At 64.1% G+C, this 19,680-nt stretch carries 15 protein-coding genes; 8 read left to right on the top strand and 7 right to left on the bottom strand.

The window, feature by feature from the left end; all coding sequences use genetic code 11:
- The first annotated feature begins 4 nt into the window (after positions 1 to 4).
- The 3 genes from Q6A48_RS19225 to tssA are packed head-to-tail and all read left to right on the top strand — an operon-like array spanning position 5 to position 5,675.
- Positions 5 to 766 (top strand): DotU family type IV/VI secretion system protein, encoded by a 762-nt coding sequence (locus Q6A48_RS19225; RefSeq protein ID WP_304555806.1) that lies wholly within the window; start codon positions 5 to 7, stop codon positions 764 to 766.
- Positions 763 to 4,596: a type VI secretion system protein gene (locus tag Q6A48_RS19220; RefSeq protein ID WP_304555805.1), complete on the top strand. Its 3,834-nt coding sequence runs from the start codon at positions 763 to 765 to the stop codon at positions 4,594 to 4,596. The genes Q6A48_RS19225 and Q6A48_RS19220 overlap by 4 nt, the downstream gene beginning before the upstream one ends.
- Complete coding sequence (tssA, locus tag Q6A48_RS19215) at positions 4,593 to 5,675, top strand: type VI secretion system protein TssA (protein ID WP_304555804.1); 1,083 nt, start codon at positions 4,593 to 4,595, stop codon at positions 5,673 to 5,675. The genes Q6A48_RS19220 and tssA overlap by 4 nt, the downstream gene beginning before the upstream one ends.
- A gap of 19 nt (positions 5,676 to 5,694) precedes the next feature.
- Here tssA and Q6A48_RS19210 read toward each other — a convergent pair whose 3' ends face one another.
- The gene (locus Q6A48_RS19210; RefSeq protein WP_304555803.1) at positions 5,695 to 6,648 is read right to left on the bottom strand and encodes a 2-hydroxyacid dehydrogenase; all 954 of its coding nucleotides are present in this window, start codon (positions 6,646 to 6,648) and stop codon (positions 5,695 to 5,697) included.
- A 426-nt stretch (positions 6,649 to 7,074) separates the two neighbouring features.
- Between Q6A48_RS19210 and Q6A48_RS19205 the strand changes: the two genes are divergently transcribed.
- Positions 7,075 to 8,277, top strand: coding sequence for a hypothetical protein (locus tag Q6A48_RS19205; RefSeq protein ID WP_304555802.1), 1,203 nt, complete (start codon positions 7,075 to 7,077; stop codon positions 8,275 to 8,277).
- Positions 8,278 to 8,448: 171 nt separating this feature from the next.
- Positions 8,449 to 9,729 carry a serine/threonine transporter gene (locus Q6A48_RS19200; RefSeq protein ID WP_304555801.1) on the top strand — a complete coding sequence of 427 codons (1,281 nt, stop codon included), beginning with the start codon at positions 8,449 to 8,451 and terminating at the stop codon, positions 9,727 to 9,729.
- Between the two features lie 399 nt (positions 9,730 to 10,128).
- Here the strand turns inward: Q6A48_RS19200 and acnB are convergent, their stop codons facing one another.
- Positions 10,129 to 12,729, bottom strand: coding sequence for a bifunctional aconitate hydratase 2/2-methylisocitrate dehydratase (gene acnB / locus Q6A48_RS19195; protein WP_304555821.1), 2,601 nt, complete (start codon positions 12,727 to 12,729; stop codon positions 10,129 to 10,131).
- Positions 12,730 to 13,136: 407 nt separating this feature from the next.
- Between acnB and Q6A48_RS19190 the strand changes: the two genes are divergently transcribed.
- Positions 13,137 to 13,607: a DUF1289 domain-containing protein gene (locus tag Q6A48_RS19190; RefSeq protein ID WP_304555800.1), complete on the top strand. Its 471-nt coding sequence runs from the start codon at positions 13,137 to 13,139 to the stop codon at positions 13,605 to 13,607.
- A gap of 260 nt (positions 13,608 to 13,867) precedes the next feature.
- Here Q6A48_RS19190 and uspL read toward each other — a convergent pair whose 3' ends face one another.
- On the bottom strand, positions 13,868 to 14,731 hold the full coding sequence (gene uspL / locus Q6A48_RS19185; protein ID WP_304555798.1) for a universal stress protein UspL: 864 nt from the start codon (positions 14,729 to 14,731) through the stop codon (positions 13,868 to 13,870).
- Positions 14,732 to 14,890: 159 nt separating this feature from the next.
- Here uspL and Q6A48_RS19180 point away from each other — a divergent pair, with 159 nt between their 5' ends.
- Complete coding sequence (locus Q6A48_RS19180) at positions 14,891 to 15,499, top strand: MiaE family protein (RefSeq protein ID WP_304555797.1); 609 nt, start codon at positions 14,891 to 14,893, stop codon at positions 15,497 to 15,499.
- A 51-nt stretch (positions 15,500 to 15,550) separates the two neighbouring features.
- Here the strand turns inward: Q6A48_RS19180 and Q6A48_RS19175 are convergent, their stop codons facing one another.
- The 3 genes from Q6A48_RS19175 to Q6A48_RS19165 form a co-directional block, all read right to left on the bottom strand.
- Entirely contained in the window at positions 15,551 to 16,039 is a 489-nt protein-coding gene (locus tag Q6A48_RS19175) for a GFA family protein (protein ID WP_304555796.1), read from the bottom strand.
- A 179-nt stretch (positions 16,040 to 16,218) separates the two neighbouring features.
- Positions 16,219 to 16,836: a DNA-3-methyladenine glycosylase family protein gene (locus tag Q6A48_RS19170; protein ID WP_304555795.1), complete on the bottom strand. Its 618-nt coding sequence runs from the start codon at positions 16,834 to 16,836 to the stop codon at positions 16,219 to 16,221.
- Between the two features lie 21 nt (positions 16,837 to 16,857).
- Complete coding sequence (locus Q6A48_RS19165; RefSeq protein ID WP_304555794.1) at positions 16,858 to 17,940, bottom strand: bifunctional transcriptional activator/DNA repair enzyme AdaA; 1,083 nt, start codon at positions 17,938 to 17,940, stop codon at positions 16,858 to 16,860.
- 149 nt (positions 17,941 to 18,089) lie between these two features.
- Between Q6A48_RS19165 and Q6A48_RS19160 the strand changes: the two genes are divergently transcribed.
- Entirely contained in the window at positions 18,090 to 18,677 is a 588-nt protein-coding gene (locus Q6A48_RS19160) for a LysE family translocator (RefSeq protein WP_304555793.1), read from the top strand.
- A gap of 170 nt (positions 18,678 to 18,847) precedes the next feature.
- On the opposite strand, the gene Q6A48_RS19155 is transcribed toward Q6A48_RS19160, so the two are convergent.
- Positions 18,848 to 19,672: a helix-turn-helix transcriptional regulator gene (locus Q6A48_RS19155; RefSeq protein ID WP_304555792.1), complete on the bottom strand. Its 825-nt coding sequence runs from the start codon at positions 19,670 to 19,672 to the stop codon at positions 18,848 to 18,850.
- Positions 19,673 to 19,680 lie beyond the last annotated feature (8 nt).

Below are 19,680 nucleotides of genomic sequence, written 5' to 3'. Positions count from 1 at the left end.
TCGTATGCCAGACGGAAGTGGCGGGGCGGTCAGGGGGTTGCATGAGGCGCCGCTGAGCGGCGCTTTTCGCCAGGCCTGGCTGAAATGGTCCCAGGAGTGGCAGGACGTGCCCAAGGACAGCGATCCCGCCGTGCTGGCCAGCCGCGTGGTGGAGTTTTCCGGGCGCTGCGCCCAGCGCCTGTGGCGAGTGGCGTTTGCCACCGTTGGCGACGCCGCGACCGAGCAGGTCAAGTCGGTGGTGTATGCCTTCGTCGCCCTGGTGGATGAAACCTTGCTGTTCACGCCGTGGCCGGGACAACTGGCCTGGCAGCAGCACCCGCTGGAGTCGCGGATGTATGCCAGTCGCCAGGCTGGCGAGCGCTTGCCCGCGGCGATCAAGAAATTGCTGGATGAGCAGATGCCCGGAACCCGCGACCTGGCCAATGTCTACCTGCAATGCCTGATCCTGGGCTTCCAGGGGCGCCTGCGGGGTGAGCCGGGCCAGGTCCAGCACGAAAAATGGCGGGTGGCGCTGTTCACTTTCGCCTGGCAGCACGAACCCGATTTCGACGACGTCAGCCAGCGCCTGGCGCTGTCGGCGGCGACACCGCCGCTGCGGATGCCGGCGCAGCAGTCGTTGCCGGACGGGTTGCGCCTGGGCCTGGCGATCCTGGCGATGGTGGTGTTGCTCACCGGGTTGGGGCAGGTGTTCTGGCGCGACATCCGCGCGGAACTCGAACCGGTGTTGCAACTGAACGAATCGGTGGTCCAGGAGCAGGACGCATGAGCCCCTTGAGCATCGTCGCGCTGGTGGTGCTCGCCCTTCTCCTGGTGCTGCTGGTCGTGGCGGCGATCTGGTGGCTGCGCACCCAGGGCGGGGCGGCGATCCGCAGTTTCTATGGGGCGGTGCGCCACATGGAGCAGGAGCAGGGCGTGCGGGACCGCTACCAGATGCCTTGGCTGATGATGCTCGGCAACGACATCGACGGCGCCCGGCTGTGTGCCCAGTGGCGCCTGCAACCGACGGACAAGGCAGCGTGGTTCGGCCGTTGGTGGTCGGATGCCGAGGGCGCGGTGCTGGTGGTGCCCCAGGCGTTGTTCCTGCCCGATGAAGGCATGAATCGGCAGCGGGGCAACTGGTGGCGCCTGTTGGGGCTGCTCTTGCGCCTGCGTAGCAAGCGGCCACTGGACGCGGTGATCTGGAGCGTGCCGTTCGAGCGGCTCGACGACATCGAACGCACTGCCGACCTGAGCCTCAGGGTCCGGCGCAGTTTCATCGACCTGTTGCAGCGGTTCGGCCTGAGCCTGCCGGTGTACGTGGTGATCACCGGGATGGAAGAACTGCCCGGGTTCCAGGAACTGATCAGCGCCTTGCCCGCCGAAGCACGGGAATCCACCCTGGGCTGGTCATCCCCCTACCTGCCGGAGGCGGCCTGGCAGTCGCAGTGGAGCGACCAGGCGCTGGACCAGGTGCACGCCGCGCTGGCGCAATCGATCATCGAGATCGGTGCGTTGTCGGGCCAGTTGAGCACCGACCTCTATGCCTTGCCGGAGCGTTTCGAAGGCCTGCGCCGGGCCTTGCAGATCCTCCTGGAACCGGTGTTCCAGGGCAATGCCCAGGGCGAGGCGCCGCGTTTTCGCGGCGTGTATTTCACCGCCAGCCAGGCGCCGGCCTCCCGCGTGGACGAGGTGGCCGCCAGTGACAACGGCCTGCGCCAGACGGTGTTCGCCAGGCACCTGTGGGCACGTCGGCTGGTGGCCGAGCATGGCCTGGCCCAGCCGGTGCCACGGCTGTTGCGCTTGCGCCAGCGTGGGCATCGGCTGGTCGGCGCGGTGGCGCTGGTGGTCGGGTTGGCCTGGATGGGGGGCATGGTCTGGGTCTGGCAGGACTCGGTCGAACAGGCCGGGGAACTCTCGCAACTGATTCTCGGCACCCACAAGAACCACTGGGTGGTCGACCCCGACAAGCCGCAACTGGAGCCGACCCGGCACAACGTGCAGAACTACTGGAACATGCTGGAAAAAGCCCCGCGCTGGCGCTTCGTCTCGGTGGTGTTCCCGACGTCATGGTTTTCCTCGGTGGACACGCAACTGGAGGAGGGCTTGCGCCAGACGGCGCGGCACCATTGGATAATGCCCTTGCGCGACCTGCTGGCCTCGGACCTGGAGCAGCTCAAGGCCATTCGCAATACCGAGCGCCGGGGCAACGTGCAAAGCGAAGACCCGGCGCAATGGCAAAGCTACGTGAAGGCCAAGGACCTGGTGGAGCGGGCGGTGCGCCTGGAGCAGCACAACCAGCTTTTCAACCAGGCGCTGAACAACCCCAAGGCGCCGCTGGATGAGCTGGTGCAACTGAGCGACACCGCCTTGTCGCTGAATCTCAACACCGGCACCCTGAGCCGTGCACGCTTCTACAACCGGGTACTGTTCGACGGCCACAACGACGATTTGAAAGGGGTGGACCTCAACGCTGCGCGACCGGTGGTCTCGGACAATTTCACCGGGCTGATGCAGCGCTGGCTCGACCATTACTTCCTGGCGGACAACTTCGTGCGCCAGGCCGGCTACCTCAAACTGCACCTGCAGCGACTGGAGGCCGGTGGCGGCAACTCGTTGAGCGAGCTCGAAGACCTGATGGCGCTGATCGACGACTTGCAGACCCTGGTGAGCGTGACCAATGCGGCCTGGGGCCGCGGCAAGGGTCAGGACCTGGTGCCCGGCTACACGCAACTGATGGACAAGGTCAGCCACAGCACGCTGCTCGGGCCCGACATCGAGCAGGACCTGCAGAGCCAGGCGGCGAAGTTGCAGCAGAGTTTCCGCGACCAGTGGATCGTCCAGGCCGGTTCCCGGGACAACCTGCTGGTGCAGCAGGGCAGCGGCCTGCTGGTGTTGCAGGATCACGTCACGGCGCTGGGTGGCGCAGTGCAAGCCTTGTTCAAGCGTGACTTCGTCGTGCTGGCGCTGCAGAAGGATCCCTCGGGCCAGGGCGGTGGCAGCGATGACTTCAGCGTGGCCCTGAACTACTTCGCCAGTTACAAGAGCTACACCAACGAGGAGTTGTCGCGCATCCCGCCGAATTACCGTGACGCGCTGATCCAGGCGGCTGAAGGTGCCGCGGCCCAGGCGATGTGGTTGAGCCTGGACGAGAGCGACGAACCGCTGCCGGGCATGCCCTTCAATGTGCAGACCAACCAGGCGATTGCCCTGCAGAAAGCCTTCATGGACGTGCATCGCAGCGATCTGGCGACGCGCTTCCAGCGCTTGCTGAATCGACGCGCCCTGGCGCAGATCAGGAGCGCCCAGGAAGAGATCGAAGCCCAGCCGCTGTTCAGCCAGCGGGCGGACATCCAGCGTTGGAACGGTGCGAAGAACTTCGGCCTGCAACTGTACGGCGCCAGTGATCCCCAGGAACTGAAGCTGAACCTCAACCAGCAGTTCGCCGCCATGTTGCAGATCGCCGAGCAGCGCATGCCGGCGCTGGAATGGCTGATCGTCCAGCAGGACAACCTGTCGGCCCTGGAGCATGACCAGGTGGCGCGGTTCATGGCCCTCAATGACGAGTTGCTCAAGTACAAGAGCCAGAACCCGGCGAGTTCGGCGGCGCAGTTCGAGCAACTGGTGAGCCGGGATTTCATCGAGATGGATACGTCTTCCTGCGCGCAGATCCTCAAGACGTCCAACCTGTCCGGTGGGCGCGGTGACGTGGCCCAGCGCGCGGTCGCGCTGCAACAGGGCGCCCTGCAACGGTGCCTGTACCTGCAACAGAACCAGGCGGCGAGCGCCTGGAATGACCTGGCCAATTACTTCAACCAGTACCTGGCCGGACGCTTTCCGTTTTCCCAGGATGTTCGCGCCAGCGACGCCGACCCGGCGCGGGTGCAGCGGTTGCTGGAGTTGATCGACACCCGCCTGCCCCTGGCCCAGGCCGGGCTGGCGCTGAGCCAGACCCCGGACCGCCTGGCCGCCGAAGACTTCCTCAACGGCCTGAAACAGGCCGGCACCTGGCTCGGGCCGCTGTTCGTGCGGGACAAGAGTGGCCTCATCGGTGTGGAAATGGACGTGCGCTGGCGCACCGATCGTGAACAGGAGCGTGGCGCCGACCAGGTGATCGCCTGGGGCTTGAATGCCGGCAACCAGCAGATCAACTACCCTGGCGAAGCCCAGCAGAACCTGCGCTGGATGGTCGGCCAACCCGTCAGCCTGACATTGCGCTGGGCACGCAACGGCTACCAGCGTCCGGCCAACGATCCCCTGCAACCGAACCTGGTGGTGCGCGACCTGGAGGCGGGTTGGCAGTACCAGGGGCCGTGGTCGTTGCTGCGCCTGATGCGCTCGCTGGTGTCGGCCCAGCGCCAGCCCAACGTCGACTACACGGATTTCCCGCTGACGTTGCAGCTGCCGGTGACCGCCCGCAACCCGACCCAGCCGCAGCCCCAGGGCCTGGCCCAGGACCGCGTGGCGCAGCAGACCCTGATGTTCGTGCGCCTGTCGTTGATGAGCCAGGGCTCGAAGTTGCCATTGTCGCTGCCGCCGCTGCCGACCCGGGCGCCGCGTTCACCGTTCTTGGCGACGCCATCGTCGTCCGTCATCGCCACCCGTGAGGAGACCCCGTGAGCCTGCCGACCAGCCCCTTGCCCGAGAGGGTCACGCAGTTGCTGGAACCGCTCGACGCGCAGGCGCCCTGTGGCCCGGACCTGCGCTACGAAGCGGTATACGACCAGTTGCGCGAGTTGCGCCGCGAGGACGACACCAGCCTGCCCACCGGCGTCTGGCAGTCGTCGATCAAGCGCGCCCAGTGGCCGGAACTGGAGCGGCTCGCCAGCACGCTGCTGCTTGAGCGCAGCAAGGACCTGATGATCAGCGCCTGGCTGGGAGAGGCCTGGTTGCACCTGGCGGGCCTGGAGGGCCTGCCAGGCAGCCTGGCGCTGGTGGCGGGCCTGTGCGAGCGTTACCCGGAGCACTTGCACCCCCAGGCCGAAGACGGCGACCTTTCCTGGCGGGTGATGCCACTGGAGTGGCTGGTGCGGCGCTACAGTGAAGTGTTGCTGACCCGGGTCCCGCTGTTCGATGAGCGCGACCCGGCCTACGCCGGTTTCTGCCTGGATGACTGGCGGCGCCTGCAACGCCAGTTGGTGTTGGGCAACGACAGCAAGAGCGCCAAGGCAGCGGTCGAGGCGGCGCGTACCCAGCAAAACAAACTGGGCGAGTGGGTTCGCGGTACACCCCTGGCGTTCTGGCTGCATCGCCAGGGCAGTCTGATGTTGGGCCTGCAACACCTGCAACGGCTCGAAGCCTGGAGCGACGCCCGCCTGGGCAACCTGGCGCCGAGCTACAAACCCCTGGTGGATGTGATGCAGGCCTGGCTGGCCCTGGTAGAGGAGTTCATTGCGATGCACCCACAGCAACCCAGCGTGGCGCCGGTGCCTGCTTCACCGACCCTGGCAACGGCGGTCGAACCGTCACCGGCCGCACCGGCCCAGGTTTTCCAGGAACCGGCCAGCCGCGAAGAAGCCTATCGCCAATTGCTGGTCATCGCCGGTTACCTGGCCCGCACCGAGCCCCACAGCCCGGTGCCCTATTTGATCCGGCGGGGCGTGGAGTGGGGCAACAAACCGTTGAGCGAACTGCTGGCGGAGCTGATCAGCGCCGATGCCGAATCCCGCCGGCTGTGGACGTTGCTTGGCGTGCTTTGATCGTTGCTCCCGCCATGGCTCAATGGGTCGGCTCGGGCAGCGGGACCGGCGTCAGCACCGGTTTGGCCGAGAAGAATGCGTCCAGGTTCTGGCCCACCAGCTCCACCGTACCCCGGGTCGCTTCCGGTGACAGGCCGGCCACATGGGGGGTGAGGATCACGTTGGGCAGGTTCTTCAGCGCATCCGGCACCTCGGGTTCGTGATCGAACACATCCAGGGCCGCCCCGGCGATCCGCCGCTGCTCCAGGGCGCTGATCAACTCGGCGGTGGCGACCACGCTGGCCCGGGCGATGTTCACCAGGAAGCCATTCGGGCCGAGGGCATCGAGGGCCTGCTTGTTGATCAACTGACGGGTGTCCAGGCCGCCGGGGGTGGCGACGATCAGGAAGTCCGACGCCCGTGCCAGCTCCGTCGGTGTGGCACAGAAGGTGTAGGGCACGTCGTTGCGCATCCGGCGATTGTGGTAGCTGACGCTCATGTCGAAGCCCAGGGCGGCCCGCTTGGCAATCGCCATGCCCACTGCCCCCAGCCCCAGCACGCCCAGCCGCTTGCCGGCCAGGGAAGGGCGCATGACCTTGGGCCACTCGCCCCGGCGTACGCTGGCGTCGGCCCTGGGAATATCGCGCACCAGTGCCAGCAGCAACGCCATGGCATGGTCGGCCACCGAGGACGCATTGACCCCGGCACCGTTGGTGACCACGATGCCGCGGTTGCGCGCGGCCTGCAGGTCCACCTGCTCGTAACCGGCACCGATCACGCAAATGATCTGCAGGTTGGGCAGGGCGGCGATTTCCTCCGCGGTCAAGCCCAGGGGGCCGCGGGTCAGCACCGCGCTGAACCGGTCGCCATGTTCGAAGATCGCGGCCTTGCGTTCGGCAGGCGTAGGGGCCAGTTCCAAGTGATAGCCCTGGCGTTCGAGGATCGGCAGGTATTCATTCACGGTTTCAACCAGTACCAGGACGGTGACGGGCATGCTGTGCTCCTTTGGGCGCTTGGCGAACTCGACTATTCAACCTGATTGTAGGAGCCGAGGGCAGGGGGCTTGGCTTTTTAATGTGCACTCACGCAAGCAAAGCCGCTCGAGGTTGCAAGCTGCGATCAGCAAGCTACGCTTGTCACGGAACATATTCCGGGCCGCAGTCACGATTTCCCCTTCCCTGAGCAACCTGTGCTGTCGTCGAGAAGACCGTAGGGCCGATTGACCTTCCTTCTACCCTTGGATCCAGTCTGGATTTGGGGGGTGAGGCATATGTCATGTCGACGGCATTTGCCAATGAGCCCTTCGTAACGACCCACAAGTCCGACGGCCCACCCCTTGTTGAGCCCTCCCGCAACGCAGTTTTTGTAGCGCACAGCTCAAGCTTGCCGCCTATGGACCACTGATTGCAGGAGTTGAATCATGAACGCGAAATCTGGCAGCACCCCGGCTGCAGCAGGCAGCCTCGACCGGGATTTTGGTAATGCTGGCAAGGTTGGTATCAGTTTTCCGGGATCAGTGCTGCGAGGAACCGCCGTGCCGCAACCGGACGGCACAATCTTGTCTGTCGGGACTGTTCTCAGGGATCAACTCGTGCTGGCGAGGCTTCTTTCAGACGGAGCACCGGACGGGAGCTTTGGCAACGAAGGGATGATGCAAATTCCGCTGGTTCCGGGCTCCGGAATTCTGGATACGCTGTTTGCCTCGCAGGATGATGGAAAAATCATCGTCTTGGGTACGTTGGAAGGACCACCCGAATGGGTGCTGGTGTTCGTGCGCCTCTTGCCGGACGGTCGATTGGACAGCACGTTCGGTGCGGGCGGCATGGCGTTTGTCAACGTGCTGGGGGGTGACGATGAAGCACATGCCGTTGCGATTCAGCCGGATGGGAAGATCATCGCGACGTCCAGAGTGATCTATGACTTCAATGTCTACAAGGCGGTGGTGCTGCGTCTCACCGCGACCGGTGCACTCGATCCCGCCTTCGGGCTGGGCGGAATCGTACTCACGCAACGGCAGGCGTTTCATTGCACGCGGGTCCAACAGGACGGAAGTATCCTCGTGGGCGGATCGGACCCGAGTGAAATGCCGATGATTGCGCGCTTTCATCGCGACGGTAAGCTCGACCCCGGCTTCGGGGTCGGCGGATACGCCACGATCGCCGTCGAAACCGCCTGGCGAGGCCAAATAGATGGACTTGCCCTGCAACCAGACGGGAAGATCGTTGCCGCAGGCCGGGCTGACTTCGATGTCAAAGGCACCCGGTCCCTGGTGACCCGGCTCGATCCGCAGGGTCGCCCTGATCCTTCCTTCAACGAGGGGCGGCCGCAAGTGACCGGCATCGGGGAGACCGGCGCAGCCATCAGTACCAGTGTGGTCGTCCAGTCCGATGGAAAGATCGTGGTGTCGGGTTACAAGGAGGGCTCGATCACGCTGATTCGCTATCTGGCGGATGGGCAATTGGATGTCGATTTTGGCGAAAGCGGCAGGGTCATCACTGATTTTGCCGAGGGTGGGGTGGTGATGTCTTCGCGGGTTGGGCTGCAGGCGGACGGGAAGATTGTGGTATCGGGGCACGCCATCGGCGGTATTCATGGCATTGGCATAGCGCGATACCTTCCCTGACGAGGTGGCCGATCGATTCCCTATCCGCACCACCGCTCCTCAGCTAAGCCTTTGCTTCTGCTCGTGAATCCCGGACAATCGCGCCCCTGTTTCGGCCAGGGCGCTGCCTGTCGGGGTTTTCCGACTCGTCCTGGCCGGGTGCATGTGACCGGAACGCGGAGATCCGACCGGATGAATGATCAGGCCAATAGCGTCGACGAGCGCTTTGAAACGACAGCCCCAGCCACCCTCGGCCAATGGAGTCGCCAGGACACCACCTGGATGCTCGGGCTATTCGGCACCGCCATCGGTGCGGGGACGCTGTTCCTACCGATCAACGCCGGCCTGGGCGGTTTCTGGCCGCTGCTGATCCTGGCGTTGCTGGCGTTCCCCATGACGTTCTACGCCCACCGGGGCCTGACCCGTTTCGTGCTGTCCGGCCGTGATGGCGCCGACATCACCGACGTCGTGGAAGAGCACTTCGGCCTCAAGGCCGGTGCGTTGATCACGCTGCTGTACTTCTTCGCGATCTTCCCGATCCTGCTGATCTACAGCGTGGCGCTGACCAACACCGTGGGCAGCTTCCTGGAACACCAGCTGCACATCCAGCCGCCGCCCCGGGCGGTGCTGTCCCTGGTGTTGATCCTCGGCCTGCTGGCGGTGGTGCGTTGCGGCGAGCAGGCGATCGTCAAGGCCATGAGCCTGATGGTCTATCCGTTCATCGTCGCGTTGCTGTTCCTGGCGGTGTTCCTGATCCCGCACTGGAACGGTGGCATCCTGACCACCGCGTCCACGCTGCCTGAACCTTCGGCGCTGCTGCATACCCTGTGGCTGGCGATCCCGGTGATGGTGTTCTCGTTCAACCATTCGCCGATCATCTCGGCGTTCGCGGTGGACCAGAAGCGTCGCCACGGCGCTAACGCCGAGGCGCGCAGTGCGCAGATCCTGTCTCGCGCCCATGTGTTGATGGTGGTGATGGTGCTGTTCTTCGTGTTCAGCTGCGTGCTGACCCTGTCCCCGGCACAACTGGCCGAGGCCAAGGCGCAGAACCTGTCGATCCTGTCGTACCTGGCCAACCATTTCAGCAACCCGACCATCGCCTTTGCGGCGCCGTTGATTGCGTTCGTGGCCATCTCCAAGTCGTTCCTCGGGCACTACATCGGCGCGAGCGAAGGGCTCAAGGGCCTGATCGTCAAGAGCGGCCGCCGTCCCGCCGCCAAGACCCTCGATCGCCTCACGGCCGCATTCATGCTGGTGGTGTGCTGGGTCGTCGCCACCCTCAACCCGAGCATCCTGGGCATGATCGAAACCCTGGGCGGCCCGGTGATCGCGGCCATCCTGTTCCTGATGCCGATGTACGCCATTCGCAAGGTCCCGGCCATGGCCCGCTATCGCGGCCAGACGTCCAATGTTTTCGTGGTGTTGGTGGGGCTGGTGGCGATTACCGCGCTGGTTTACTCCTTGATGGCCTGAAACGCCCGCCCCCTTGTGGGAGCGGGCTTGCTGGCGAAAGCGGTGGGTCAGCTTGCAGTGATGTTGGATGTGCCGGCCTCATCGCGAGCAAGCCCGCTCCCACAGGGTTTTGTGTCGTTGTGCAGATGCCGTGAACACCCACAATCCCCTGCGGGAGCGGGCTTGCTGGCGAAAGCGGTGGGTCAGCTTGCAGTGATGTTGGATGTGCCGGCCTCATCGCGAGCAAGCTCGCTCCCACAGGGTTTTGTGTCGTTGTGCAGATGCCGTGAACACCCACAATTCCCTGTGGGAGCGAGCTTGCTCGCGATGGCGGCATGACAGCTTGCATCAAAAATACCGGCATAAAAAAAACGCCGCCCCTCGCAAGAAGGGCGGCGTTTTCAGTCGAGCGTCTAAGCCTTAGGCTTGGACGACCGGGATGTTGGCGTTTGCAGCCGCTTCACGGAACTCGGCGATCTGGTCGAAGCTCAGGTAGCGGTACACGTCCGCTGCCATGCTGTCGATCTTGCCAGCGTATTCCATGTATTCCTCGACGGTCGGCAGGCGACCCAGGATCGAAGCTACGGACGCCAGTTCGGCCGATGCCAGGTAGACGTTCGCGCCGTCGCCCAGGCGGTTCGGGAAGTTACGGGTCGAGGTCGATACCACGGTGGAGTTCGGCTCTACGCGTGCCTGGTTACCCATGCACAGCGAGCAGCCTGGCATTTCCATCCGTGCACCGGCCTTGCCGTAGATGCCGTAGTAGCCTTCCTCGGTCAGCTGGTGAGCGTCCATCTTGGTCGGCGGCGACAGCCACAGGCGGGTTGGCAGCTGGCCCTTGACCTGGTCCAGCAGCTTGCCGGCGGCGCGGAAGTGACCAATGTTGGTCATGCACGAACCGATGAACACCTCGTCGATCTTCTCGCCAGCGACGCTGGAGAGCAGGCGGGCGTCGTCCGGGTCGTTCGGCGCGCAGAGCACGGGCTCGCTGATGTCGGCCAGGTCGATTTCGATGACTTCGGCGTATTCGGCGTCGGCATCGGCTTCCATCAGCTCAGGGTTGGCGATCCAGGCTTCCATCGCCTGGGCACGACGCTCCAGGGTCCGGGCATCGCCGTAGCCTTCGCCGATCATCCAGCGCAGCAGGGTGATGTTGGATTGCAGGTACTCGGTGATCGACTCTTTCGACAGCTTGATGGTGCAACCGGCAGCCGAACGTTCGGCCGAGGCGTCGGACAGTTCGAAAGCCTGTTCCAGGGTCAAGTTTTCCAGGCCTTCGATTTCCAGGATGCGGCCGGAGAAGGCGTTTTTCTTGCCTTTCTTCTCGACGGTCAGCAGGCCTTGCTGGATGGCGAAGTACGGAATGGCATGAACCAGGTCACGCAGGGTGATGCCAGGTTTCATCTTGCCCTTGAAACGCACCAGGATCGATTCCGGCATGTCCAGCGGCATGACGCCGGTAGCCGCGGCGAACGCGACCAGGCCGGAACCGGCCGGGAACGAGATGCCCATCGGGAAACGGGTGTGGGAGTCACCACCGGTACCGACGGTGTCCGGCAGCAGCATGCGGTTCAGCCACGAGTGGATGATGCCGTCGCCCGGACGCAGGGAAACGCCGCCGCGGGTCATGATGAAGTCAGGCAGGGTGTGGTGGGTGGTGACGTCGATCGGCTTTGGATAGGCCGCGGTGTGGCAGAAGGACTGCATCACCAGGTCGGCGGAGAAGCCCAGGCACGCCAGGTCCTTCAGTTCGTCACGGGTCATTGGACCTGTGGTGTCCTGGGAACCCACGGTGGTCATCTTCGGTTCGCAGTAGGTGCCAGGACGCACACCGGCTACGCCGCACGCCTTGCCGACCATCTTCTGCGCCAGGGTGAAGCCCTTGGTGCTTTCGGCCGGTGCTTCAGGCTTCTTGAACAGGTCGAACGGAGGCAGGCCCAGTTCGGCACGAGCCTTCTCGGTCAGGCCACGGCCGATGATCAGCGGGATACGGCCGCCGGCACGGACTTCGTCGAGCAGGACCGGGGTCTTCATTTCGAACGTGGTGATGACTTCGTCGGTACCGTGCTTGCAGACCTTGCCCGCATGCGGGTACAGGTCGATCACGTCGCCCATGTTCATGTTCGACACGTCGAATTCGATCGGCAGGGCGCCGGCGTCTTCCATGGTGTTGTAGAAGATCGGGGCGATCTTGCTGCCGAAGCAGAAGCCACCGGCACGCTTGTTCGGCACGTACGGGATGTCGTCGCCGAAGAACCACAGCACCGAGTTGGTTGCCGATTTACGCGAGGAACCGGTACCGACCACGTCGCCGACGTAGGCGATCGGGAAGCCCTGGCCGCGCATTTCTTCGATCTGCTTCATCGGGCCGGTCTTGCCTTGCTCGTCCGGGACGATGCCGTCACGGGCCATTTTCAGCATGGCCAGGGCGTGCAGCGGGATATCAGGACGCGACCAGGCGTCCGGGGCAGGGGACAGGTCGTCGGTGTTGGTTTCGCCGGGAACCTTGAAGACCCGCAGGCTGATCTTGTCGGCCAGTACCGGGCGCTTCTTGAACCACTCGCCTTCGGCCCAGGATTGCAGCACGGCCTTGGCGTGGACGTTGCCGTTCTTGGCTTTTTCAGCCACGTCGTGGAAGGCATCGAACATCAGCAGGGTGTGCTTGAGTTCTTCGGCGGCCACTGGCGCCAGTTCGGCGTCGTCCAGCAGCTCGACCAGGGTCACGATGTTGTAGCCACCCTGCATGGTGCCGAGCAGCTCGACGGCACGCTTCTTGTCCAGCAGCGGGGACTGGGCCTGGCCCTTGGCCAGTGCGGAGAGGAAACCGGCCTTGACGTAGGCGGCTTCGTCGACTCCAGGTGGAACGCGATTGGTGATCAGGTCAACGAGGAAAGCTTCTTCGCCCGCCGGAGGATTCTTCAGCAGCTCGATCAGGCCTGCGGTTTGTTCGGCGTTAAGCGGCTGGGGAACGATACCCAGTGCGGCGCGCTCTTCGATATGTTTGCGGTAGGCTTCAAGCACAGTTATTACCCTCATCAGTGGTCCCAAATGGGTGTCCGGGACGCTCATCCAGAAACCCACGGTACTCATGCGCGCGAGGGGCTTTTTGGGCCACCCTGCCAGGGTTTCCGGGGTTTCTCACAGAAGCTGCTTTCAAAGTTTTACGCCTGCAGAACGGGGAGCTGATGAGGGTTGGCGTTGGGCTTTCCCCGCTGGAAAGACCCTTCGCCAACACCGCTCTGAAGGAACGACTGTGCTCGTGACGCTTTGAAAACAGCTTCTAACGGACATTGGCGCCTTAAAAGGCTGGCTGATTCTACGGCAAAAAAAAATTAAAGGTAAGTTCGGCCGGGAAGTTTGAGGGGTGATCAATCTTAGACAAAGGGCTAACATGCCCGCCTGTCCTGCTTTCGCGTGTGCTTTTCCTTATGCCCAACCAGCTCATCAAGACCCCTTGCGTCGGCCTTTGCTCCACTGTCTACGGTGACCTGGTGTGCCGGGGCTGCAAGCGGTTCCACCATGAAGTGATCCACTGGAACGGCTACGACGAGGACCAGAAGCGGGCGGTGTGGATGCGCCTGGAGCAACTGCTGGTGCAGGTGATGGTGGCCAAGCTGGAGGTGTTCGACCCCGGCCTGCTGCGCCGCCAGCTCGAAGACCGCAAGATCCGCTTCGTGGCGCACCAGTCGGAGTATTGCTGGGCCTATCAGTTGATCGCGCGGGGCGCGCGGGTCATCAACAACCTGGAGGCCTACGGCATGGCGCTGCTGCCGGAATTCCGCGACTGGGAACTGCCGGACCTGCGGGACGCCATCGATCGGGAATTTTTCCTCCTGTCCGAAGCCCATTACCAGCGCTACATCGCGCCGGGGTTCCTGAAGGATGCGTTTGGCCACTGAACGCTCCACCAGAAGCAGCTGAACCGACCTTATGGCGGGGTTATCCGTGGCGAGGGGTTGTATCTGTGGCGAGGGGATTTATCTGTGGCGAGGGGATTTATCCCCGTTGGGCTGCGAAGCAGCCCCCTTTCCAGAGCCATCCTATTCTTGTCGGTACACCGTGGTGCCTGGTTTCAGGGCCGCTGCGCGCCCCAGCGGGGATAAATCCCCTCGCCACAAGGGCCGTTCTCTCCAGGGGCGCGCTTTATCGCCAGCGTCCGTTATTCCTTCACCGCCAACTCCACCAGGTGATCCTCGACCTCCTGGGGCTTGAGCACCAGCACGTCGCTTTCCAGCGTATCGAGCACGGCTTCGGCGGTGTTGCCGATCAAGGCGCCGGACAAGCCGGAGCGGGCCACGGTGCCGATCACGGTGACCGCCGCCTGGAGCTTGTGGGCCATGAACGGGATCAACACGTCCGCCGGGCCTTCCTCGATGTGCAGGTGCTGGTCGTCGATGTCGAACTCGGCCTGGAACGCCCGGCATTGTTCGCGATAACGCGCCTCGATGGTCTCCTTGAGCTGGAACGTCGGGTCGGCCGCCGAGAGCATTGGCGAAGGGTGGGCGCTGATGACGTGCAAGTGCCCCTTGGCCAGGCCGGCGATGTCGTAGCCATGGTCGATGAGGGTGGTGTGCAGGTGGCGGTGTTCGCCGTCGGCATTGCCCACGTCGATGGCGGCGAGGATCACCCTGTCTTTCCAGGAGCCGGCGGTTTTCACCAGCAGCACCGGGGTCGGGCAGTGGCGCAGCAGTTTCCAGTCCGCCGGGGTCAGCAGGGCTTTCTTCAGCGGACTGTCGGGGAAATGCTGCTTGATCACCAGGCCGCAGCCTTCAGCCTGCTGCACGTCGATGATGGTTTCATGCAGGCTTTCGTTCCAGGCCTGTTCGGTGGTCACGCTGTAGCCGTCCGCCGCCAGCCCGGCCTTCAGCACGCTGAGCAGGCCGGCATGGTCGTGCTTCTTGTCGCAGACCAACAGATGCAGGTGGGCCTGGGTCACGCCGGCGATCAACTTGGCGCGCTTGAGCGCCAGGCTTTCCGCGTGTTCGGGTTCGATGACCACCAGGATGCTGCGAATGGCTTGCATGATCGGCGTCTCCTGCAATGAAAAGGCATGGCGTTGCTCAACTATAGTTGGTGTGGCCCAACCGTCGACTTGATGCATATCAACGCGCGTGGCTGGTGGTCTCGGGGCAGGCCGGTATAATCGGCGCCCTTCGCTCGATTACCTTTGCCCGTGAGCCCCATGATCCTTCCCGAAATCCACGAGTTCCTTGGCTGTCGCACCCCCGATGGCTGGGTCCAGGCGGCATTGGCCGACCAGGAAACCCTGCTGATCGACCACAAGAACTGCGAGTTCAAGGCCGCCAGCACCGCCCTGAGCCTGATCGCCAAGTACCATTCCCACGTCGACCTGATCAACCTGATGTCGCGCCTGGCCCGGGAAGAACTGGTGCACCACGAACAGGTCATGCGGCTGATGAAGAAGCGCAAGATCGGCCTGCGCCAGTTGTCCGCCGGGCGCTACGCCTCGGGGTTGCGCAAGGTGGTGCGCAGTCATGAGCCGGTCAAGCTGGTGGACACCCTGGTGGTGGGCGCCTTCATCGAAGCACGCAGTTGCGAGCGTTTCGAGGCGCTGGTGCCCCACCTGGACGAAGAATTGGGCAAATTCTATTTCGGCCTGCTCAAAAGCGAGGCCCGGCATTTCCAGGGCTACCTGAAGCTGGCCTACCAGTACGGCGACGCCAAGGACATTGCCCAGGTGATCGACAAGGTGCGCGAAACCGAGCAGGCGTTGATCGAATCACCGGATGTGGAATTCCGGTTTCACAGTGGGGTGCCGGTCCTGCCGTAGCCGGGCGGTGTTGGGTGTGAGGCTTTCGCGAGCCTGCTCGCGAAAAGCGCCTCAGCGAACCAGGCCCAAACGCTCATGCCACTGGGCCAGGGACTCCTTGGGATAGACCTCGAATTGCTGGTCCTTTGGATGCGCCTCGACTTCCACCCAGGGCGCCTTGGACCCCAGCATCAGGTGGGTGTGCTCCGGCGGTACCGGCAGCGGGGTGTCGATGGCCGAGGCGAAAGGGTGGATCAGGTCCGGCCATTCTGGGCTGAACAGCCACAGCGCCGAACCGCAGAGGGAGCAGAAATGCCGTTCGGCGCTGCTGCGATGGGCTCGCTGGTCACCGTCCTCCTTGAGCCGCGCGTGGTAGACCGAGATGTGCTTGCGCCCTGTCACTTTCAAGGTCCGGGCATCGCCGCCCAGGTTGATCGCAAAGCCGCCACCGCCCTGGGTCTTGCGGCAGATCGAGCAGTAGCAGCGCTGATAAGGGTAGGGGTGGGGACAGGCCAGGCTGAACGACACGGCGCCGCAGTGGCAGGATCCTTTGAGCTGCATGGAAACCTCCAGTGGGATTGGAATGTTCATGACAGCCTAGACGGTTGCTGTTTCCGGGCAGCTGAATTTGTGTCTGATGGGCGGACGCTATCGCGAGCAGGCTCGCTTCCGCATTGGATTAGGGAAGCTCACACATCCCCTGTGGGAGCGAGCCTGCTCGCGATGAACGATGACACGGTCTAGCGGCCAGGCACCCGCCACAAATACCACGCCGCCACCGTCCTGTGAGGGCTCCAGGCCTGGCCCATGTCCAGCATCTGCCGGCGGCTGGGTTGTTGGGCCAGGCCCTTCAGCCGCCGGTAACCTTCGCGCACGCCGAAGTCATCCACGGGGAGGATGTCGGGTCGCTCCAGGCTGTAGATCAGCAGCATCTCCACGGTCCAGCGGCCCACGCCGCGCAAGGTGACCAAGCGTTCGATCAAGGTTTCATCGTCCATGGCCAGCGCGGTGGCGTAGTCCGGCACCAGGCCGTCCAGGGTCGCCTGGGCAATACCGTGGATGGTGGTGATCTTGCTGGCGGAAAAGCCGCAGCTGCGCATCTGCGCCACGTCGGTCGCCAGGAGCTGCTCGGGCGTCGGGAAGGCCTGGCCCGGGAACAGCGCCAGCAACCGCCCGTGAATCGCATCGCCGGCCTTGGCGTGCAATTGCTGGTAGGCAATCGCCCGCACCAGGGCCTGATAAGGATCCCGGGTCGGCCTGGGCTGCAACAGGCAGGGGCCGGTGGCTTCGACATGCCGTCGCCAGTCTTCATCGAGCTGGGCCAGGAAAACACTGGCGTCATGGTAGGGAACGGGCATCTTTGGCTCTTGTAGGGACGATCAAAACGCCAGGGGCAATGACACCTGGCGCGCGGCATGCTCCAGCCGCAGCAGGAAGGCCTTGCGCGGCTGCCCACCACCATAGCCGGTCAACGCGCCGTCCGCACCGACCACCCGATGACAAGGAACGACGATGGCCAGGCGGTTCTGCCCGTTGGCCAGGCCCACGGCGCGGCTGGCCCCAGGGTTGCCGAGCAGCGAGGCGATGCTGCCGTAGCTGCGGGTTTCGCCATAAGGGATCTTTTGCAGCTGCGCCCAGACCCGCACGGCGAACGCACTGCCGGGCATGTGCAACGGCACGCTGAACGCCGTGAGCTTGCCGGCGAAGTAGTCCGCCAGTTCACTTTCGATCTGTTGCAAATGCCCATTGTGTCCCGGCGCGAGGGTGTAGCCGTAGCGTTGCTGCAGCTCTTCCAGTTCCTTGGTCAGGGCCGGGCGATCGAGGAACTCCAGCAGCACCAGGCCGCGTCGCTCGGCCATGGCCAGCATCGGCCCCAGCGGCGTGGTCAGGCGGGTGAACAGCAAGGGTTCGCTGAGGGCGGCGCGTCCCGGCGTGATGTGGAAGGACTTCACGAAGGCATCGCGAAAGCCGCTCAGGGACTCGTAGCCGGAATCGAAGGCCGCGTGGTCGATGGACGCGCCGGCCTTGATTCCGCCCAGGGCGATGCCCAGCCGGCGGGTGCGCAGGTACGCGTGGAACGTCATGCCGAAATGCTGCTTGAACCAGCGTCGCAGCTTCAGCGGCTCGATGCCTTGCTCCAGCAGCAGGGCATCGGTCCATCGTAGCTCGGGCTCGGCGTCCACGGCCTTGAGCAGGGCCTGGATCCAGTCCGGGGCGATGGCGGCGGCATCCAGCGGCTTGCATCGCAAGCAGGCGCGGTAGCCAGCGGACAGGGCTTCGTCGGCGTGGGCGAAGAACTCCACGTTTTCCGGCTTCGGCTTGCGCGCCGTGCAACTGGGGCGACAGAAAATGCCGGTGGTCTTGACCGCAGTGAAGAACACCCCTTCGTAGGCGGTGTCGCGTTCGAGCATGGCTCGGACCATTTCGGCGTGGGGCGGGAGCAGCGTGTCTTGTAGGTTCATGGGTTGAGCATAGAGCCGCGTCCGCAACGACTCCACCGGAAAATCGACAGTGAATTTCCCTCTGCGCCTGAATGGGCAGTTTTGTTCAATACCGTCATCGGCTCGCCCTTTACCCTGGCCATCACTCACAGACATGAAGAAGGTATGCAATGAGTCTGATCCTATCCATGGCGGCCTTTGCCCTGGTGGCGTCCATTACCCCGGGCCCGGTCAACATCGTCGCCCTCGGCTCCGGGGCCCGCTACGGGTTTCGCGCCACCTTGCGGCACGTGGCTGGCGCGACCCTCGGGTTCGTCTTGCTGCTGGTCCTGATGGGGCTGGGCTTGCACGAAGTGTTGCAGCGCTGGCCTGCGCTGACCCGGGTGGTGCAATGGGGCGGCGTCGGGTTCCTGTTGTTCATGGCCTGGAAGCTGGCGATGGACAACGGCGACCTGGGCGGCGAAGACGCGGGCCGGGCGCCATCGATGTTCTACGGCGCGCTGATGCAATGGCTCAACCCCAAGGCCTGGCTGGCGTGCGTGGCAGGGATGGGCGCATTCGTGGCGGACGGCGAGGCACGGCTGGTCTGGCAATTCGCGGCGATCTACCTGGTGATCTGCTACGTCTCGGTGGCGTGCTGGGCCTATGCCGGGAGTTTCCTGCGCACCTGGCTAAGTAATCCGGCGATCTTGCGTCTTTTCAATCGGATGATGGCGGGACTGCTGGTGGCCAGTGCGGTGTACCTGTTGTTCTCCTGAAAGCAACGCACACCTGTGGCGAGGGGATTTATCCCCGCTGGGCTGCGCAGCGGCCCCTTTCAAAACCAACCCTATTCTCGCTGGCAAAACGCGTTGCCTAGTTTGAGGGCCGCGCCGCGCCCCAGCGGGGATAAATCCCCTCGCCACAGGGTTTCGTTGATCCCCCTGTTTCAGCCGCGATACTGCCCGGGCGTGGCCGCCAAGTGCTGTTTGAAGGCTCGCTGGAAGTGCGCCTGGTCGGCGAACCCGCAGTCCAGCGCGACATCGGCGATCAACCGGCCTTCGCGCAACTGGCGGCGGGCGAACTGGATCCGTCGATTGACCAGAAACGCGTGGGGCGTCATGCCGTAATGGCGCTTGAAGGCCCGGCTCAGGTAGGACGGCGAGAGTTGCGCGGCGGCGCAGATGTCTTCGAGCTTCAGGGCTTCGGTGCAGTGGTCATGGATGAACTGCGCCGCCCGCATCAACCCCGGATGGCTGCCCCGGTCCGGGCGACCGGCCGGGTTGAGCCGCTGCTGCAGGTCGGTGAAGAAGGCCTCGGCGGCGGCGTGTTTGTGGCGGGTGTCGAGCCGCTCATCCACCAGTTGCCCGTACAACCCCTGCAATGCCGTGAACAGCTCGACATCGCGGCTGTGGGTGGTGGCGAAGCCCTGGAACTCCAGGCCCTGGTCAAAGCCGATACGCCGTTGCAGGTCCCTCAGCCATTGGCTGTCCACGTATAACATGAGGTATGACCAGGGTTGGTCGTCGATCGGGTTACAGGCGTGGACGGCGCCGGGGTTCATCAACACCACCGTGCCGCTTGCCACCTGGAAGTTGGCGTGCTCGTGAATGTAGGTGCTGCGGCCGGCGGTGATCGCACCGATGGAGAAGTGATCGTGGGCGTGGCGCGAGTAGCAGACCTTGCGCCCGTCGGCGATGGCCCGGGCCTCGATGAATGGCAGGGCCGGATCGCGCCAGAAGCGGGGGGCGGCGTCGGGGATAGGGGGCTTCATCGGTTGCT

Origin of the sequence: Pseudomonas citrullilanati (assembly GCF_030580855.1) — a bacterium.
GTDB classification, from domain to species: domain Bacteria; phylum Pseudomonadota; class Gammaproteobacteria; order Pseudomonadales; family Pseudomonadaceae; genus Aquipseudomonas; species Aquipseudomonas citrulli.
This window is presented reverse-complemented; position numbering and strand designations above follow the sequence as displayed.

Excerpts from the sequence above, each read along its gene's own strand:
- Q6A48_RS19225 (WP_304555806.1), top strand. The coding sequence starts at position 5 with ATGCCAGACGGAAGTGGCGGGGCGGTCAGGGGGTTGCATGAGGCGCCG.
- Q6A48_RS19220 (WP_304555805.1), top strand. The coding sequence starts at position 763 with ATGAGCCCCTTGAGCATCGTCGCGCTGGTGGTGCTCGCCCTTCTCCTG.
- Q6A48_RS19210 (WP_304555803.1), bottom strand. The coding sequence starts at position 6,648 with ATGCCCGTCACCGTCCTGGTACTGGTTGAAACCGTGAATGAATACCTG.
- Q6A48_RS19205 (WP_304555802.1), top strand. The coding sequence starts at position 7,075 with ATGAACGCGAAATCTGGCAGCACCCCGGCTGCAGCAGGCAGCCTCGAC.
- Q6A48_RS19200 (WP_304555801.1), top strand. The coding sequence starts at position 8,449 with ATGAATGATCAGGCCAATAGCGTCGACGAGCGCTTTGAAACGACAGCC.
- Q6A48_RS19190 (WP_304555800.1), top strand. The coding sequence starts at position 13,137 with ATGCCCAACCAGCTCATCAAGACCCCTTGCGTCGGCCTTTGCTCCACT.
- uspL (WP_304555798.1), bottom strand. The coding sequence starts at position 14,731 with ATGCAAGCCATTCGCAGCATCCTGGTGGTCATCGAACCCGAACACGCG.
- Q6A48_RS19180 (WP_304555797.1), top strand. The coding sequence starts at position 14,891 with ATGATCCTTCCCGAAATCCACGAGTTCCTTGGCTGTCGCACCCCCGAT.
- Q6A48_RS19175 (WP_304555796.1), bottom strand. The coding sequence starts at position 16,039 with ATGCAGCTCAAAGGATCCTGCCACTGCGGCGCCGTGTCGTTCAGCCTG.
- Q6A48_RS19170 (WP_304555795.1), bottom strand. The coding sequence starts at position 16,836 with ATGCCCGTTCCCTACCATGACGCCAGTGTTTTCCTGGCCCAGCTCGAT.
- Q6A48_RS19165 (WP_304555794.1), bottom strand. The coding sequence starts at position 17,940 with ATGAACCTACAAGACACGCTGCTCCCGCCCCACGCCGAAATGGTCCGA.
- Q6A48_RS19160 (WP_304555793.1), top strand. The coding sequence starts at position 18,090 with ATGAGTCTGATCCTATCCATGGCGGCCTTTGCCCTGGTGGCGTCCATT.
- Q6A48_RS19155 (WP_304555792.1), bottom strand. The coding sequence starts at position 19,672 with ATGAAGCCCCCTATCCCCGACGCCGCCCCCCGCTTCTGGCGCGATCCG.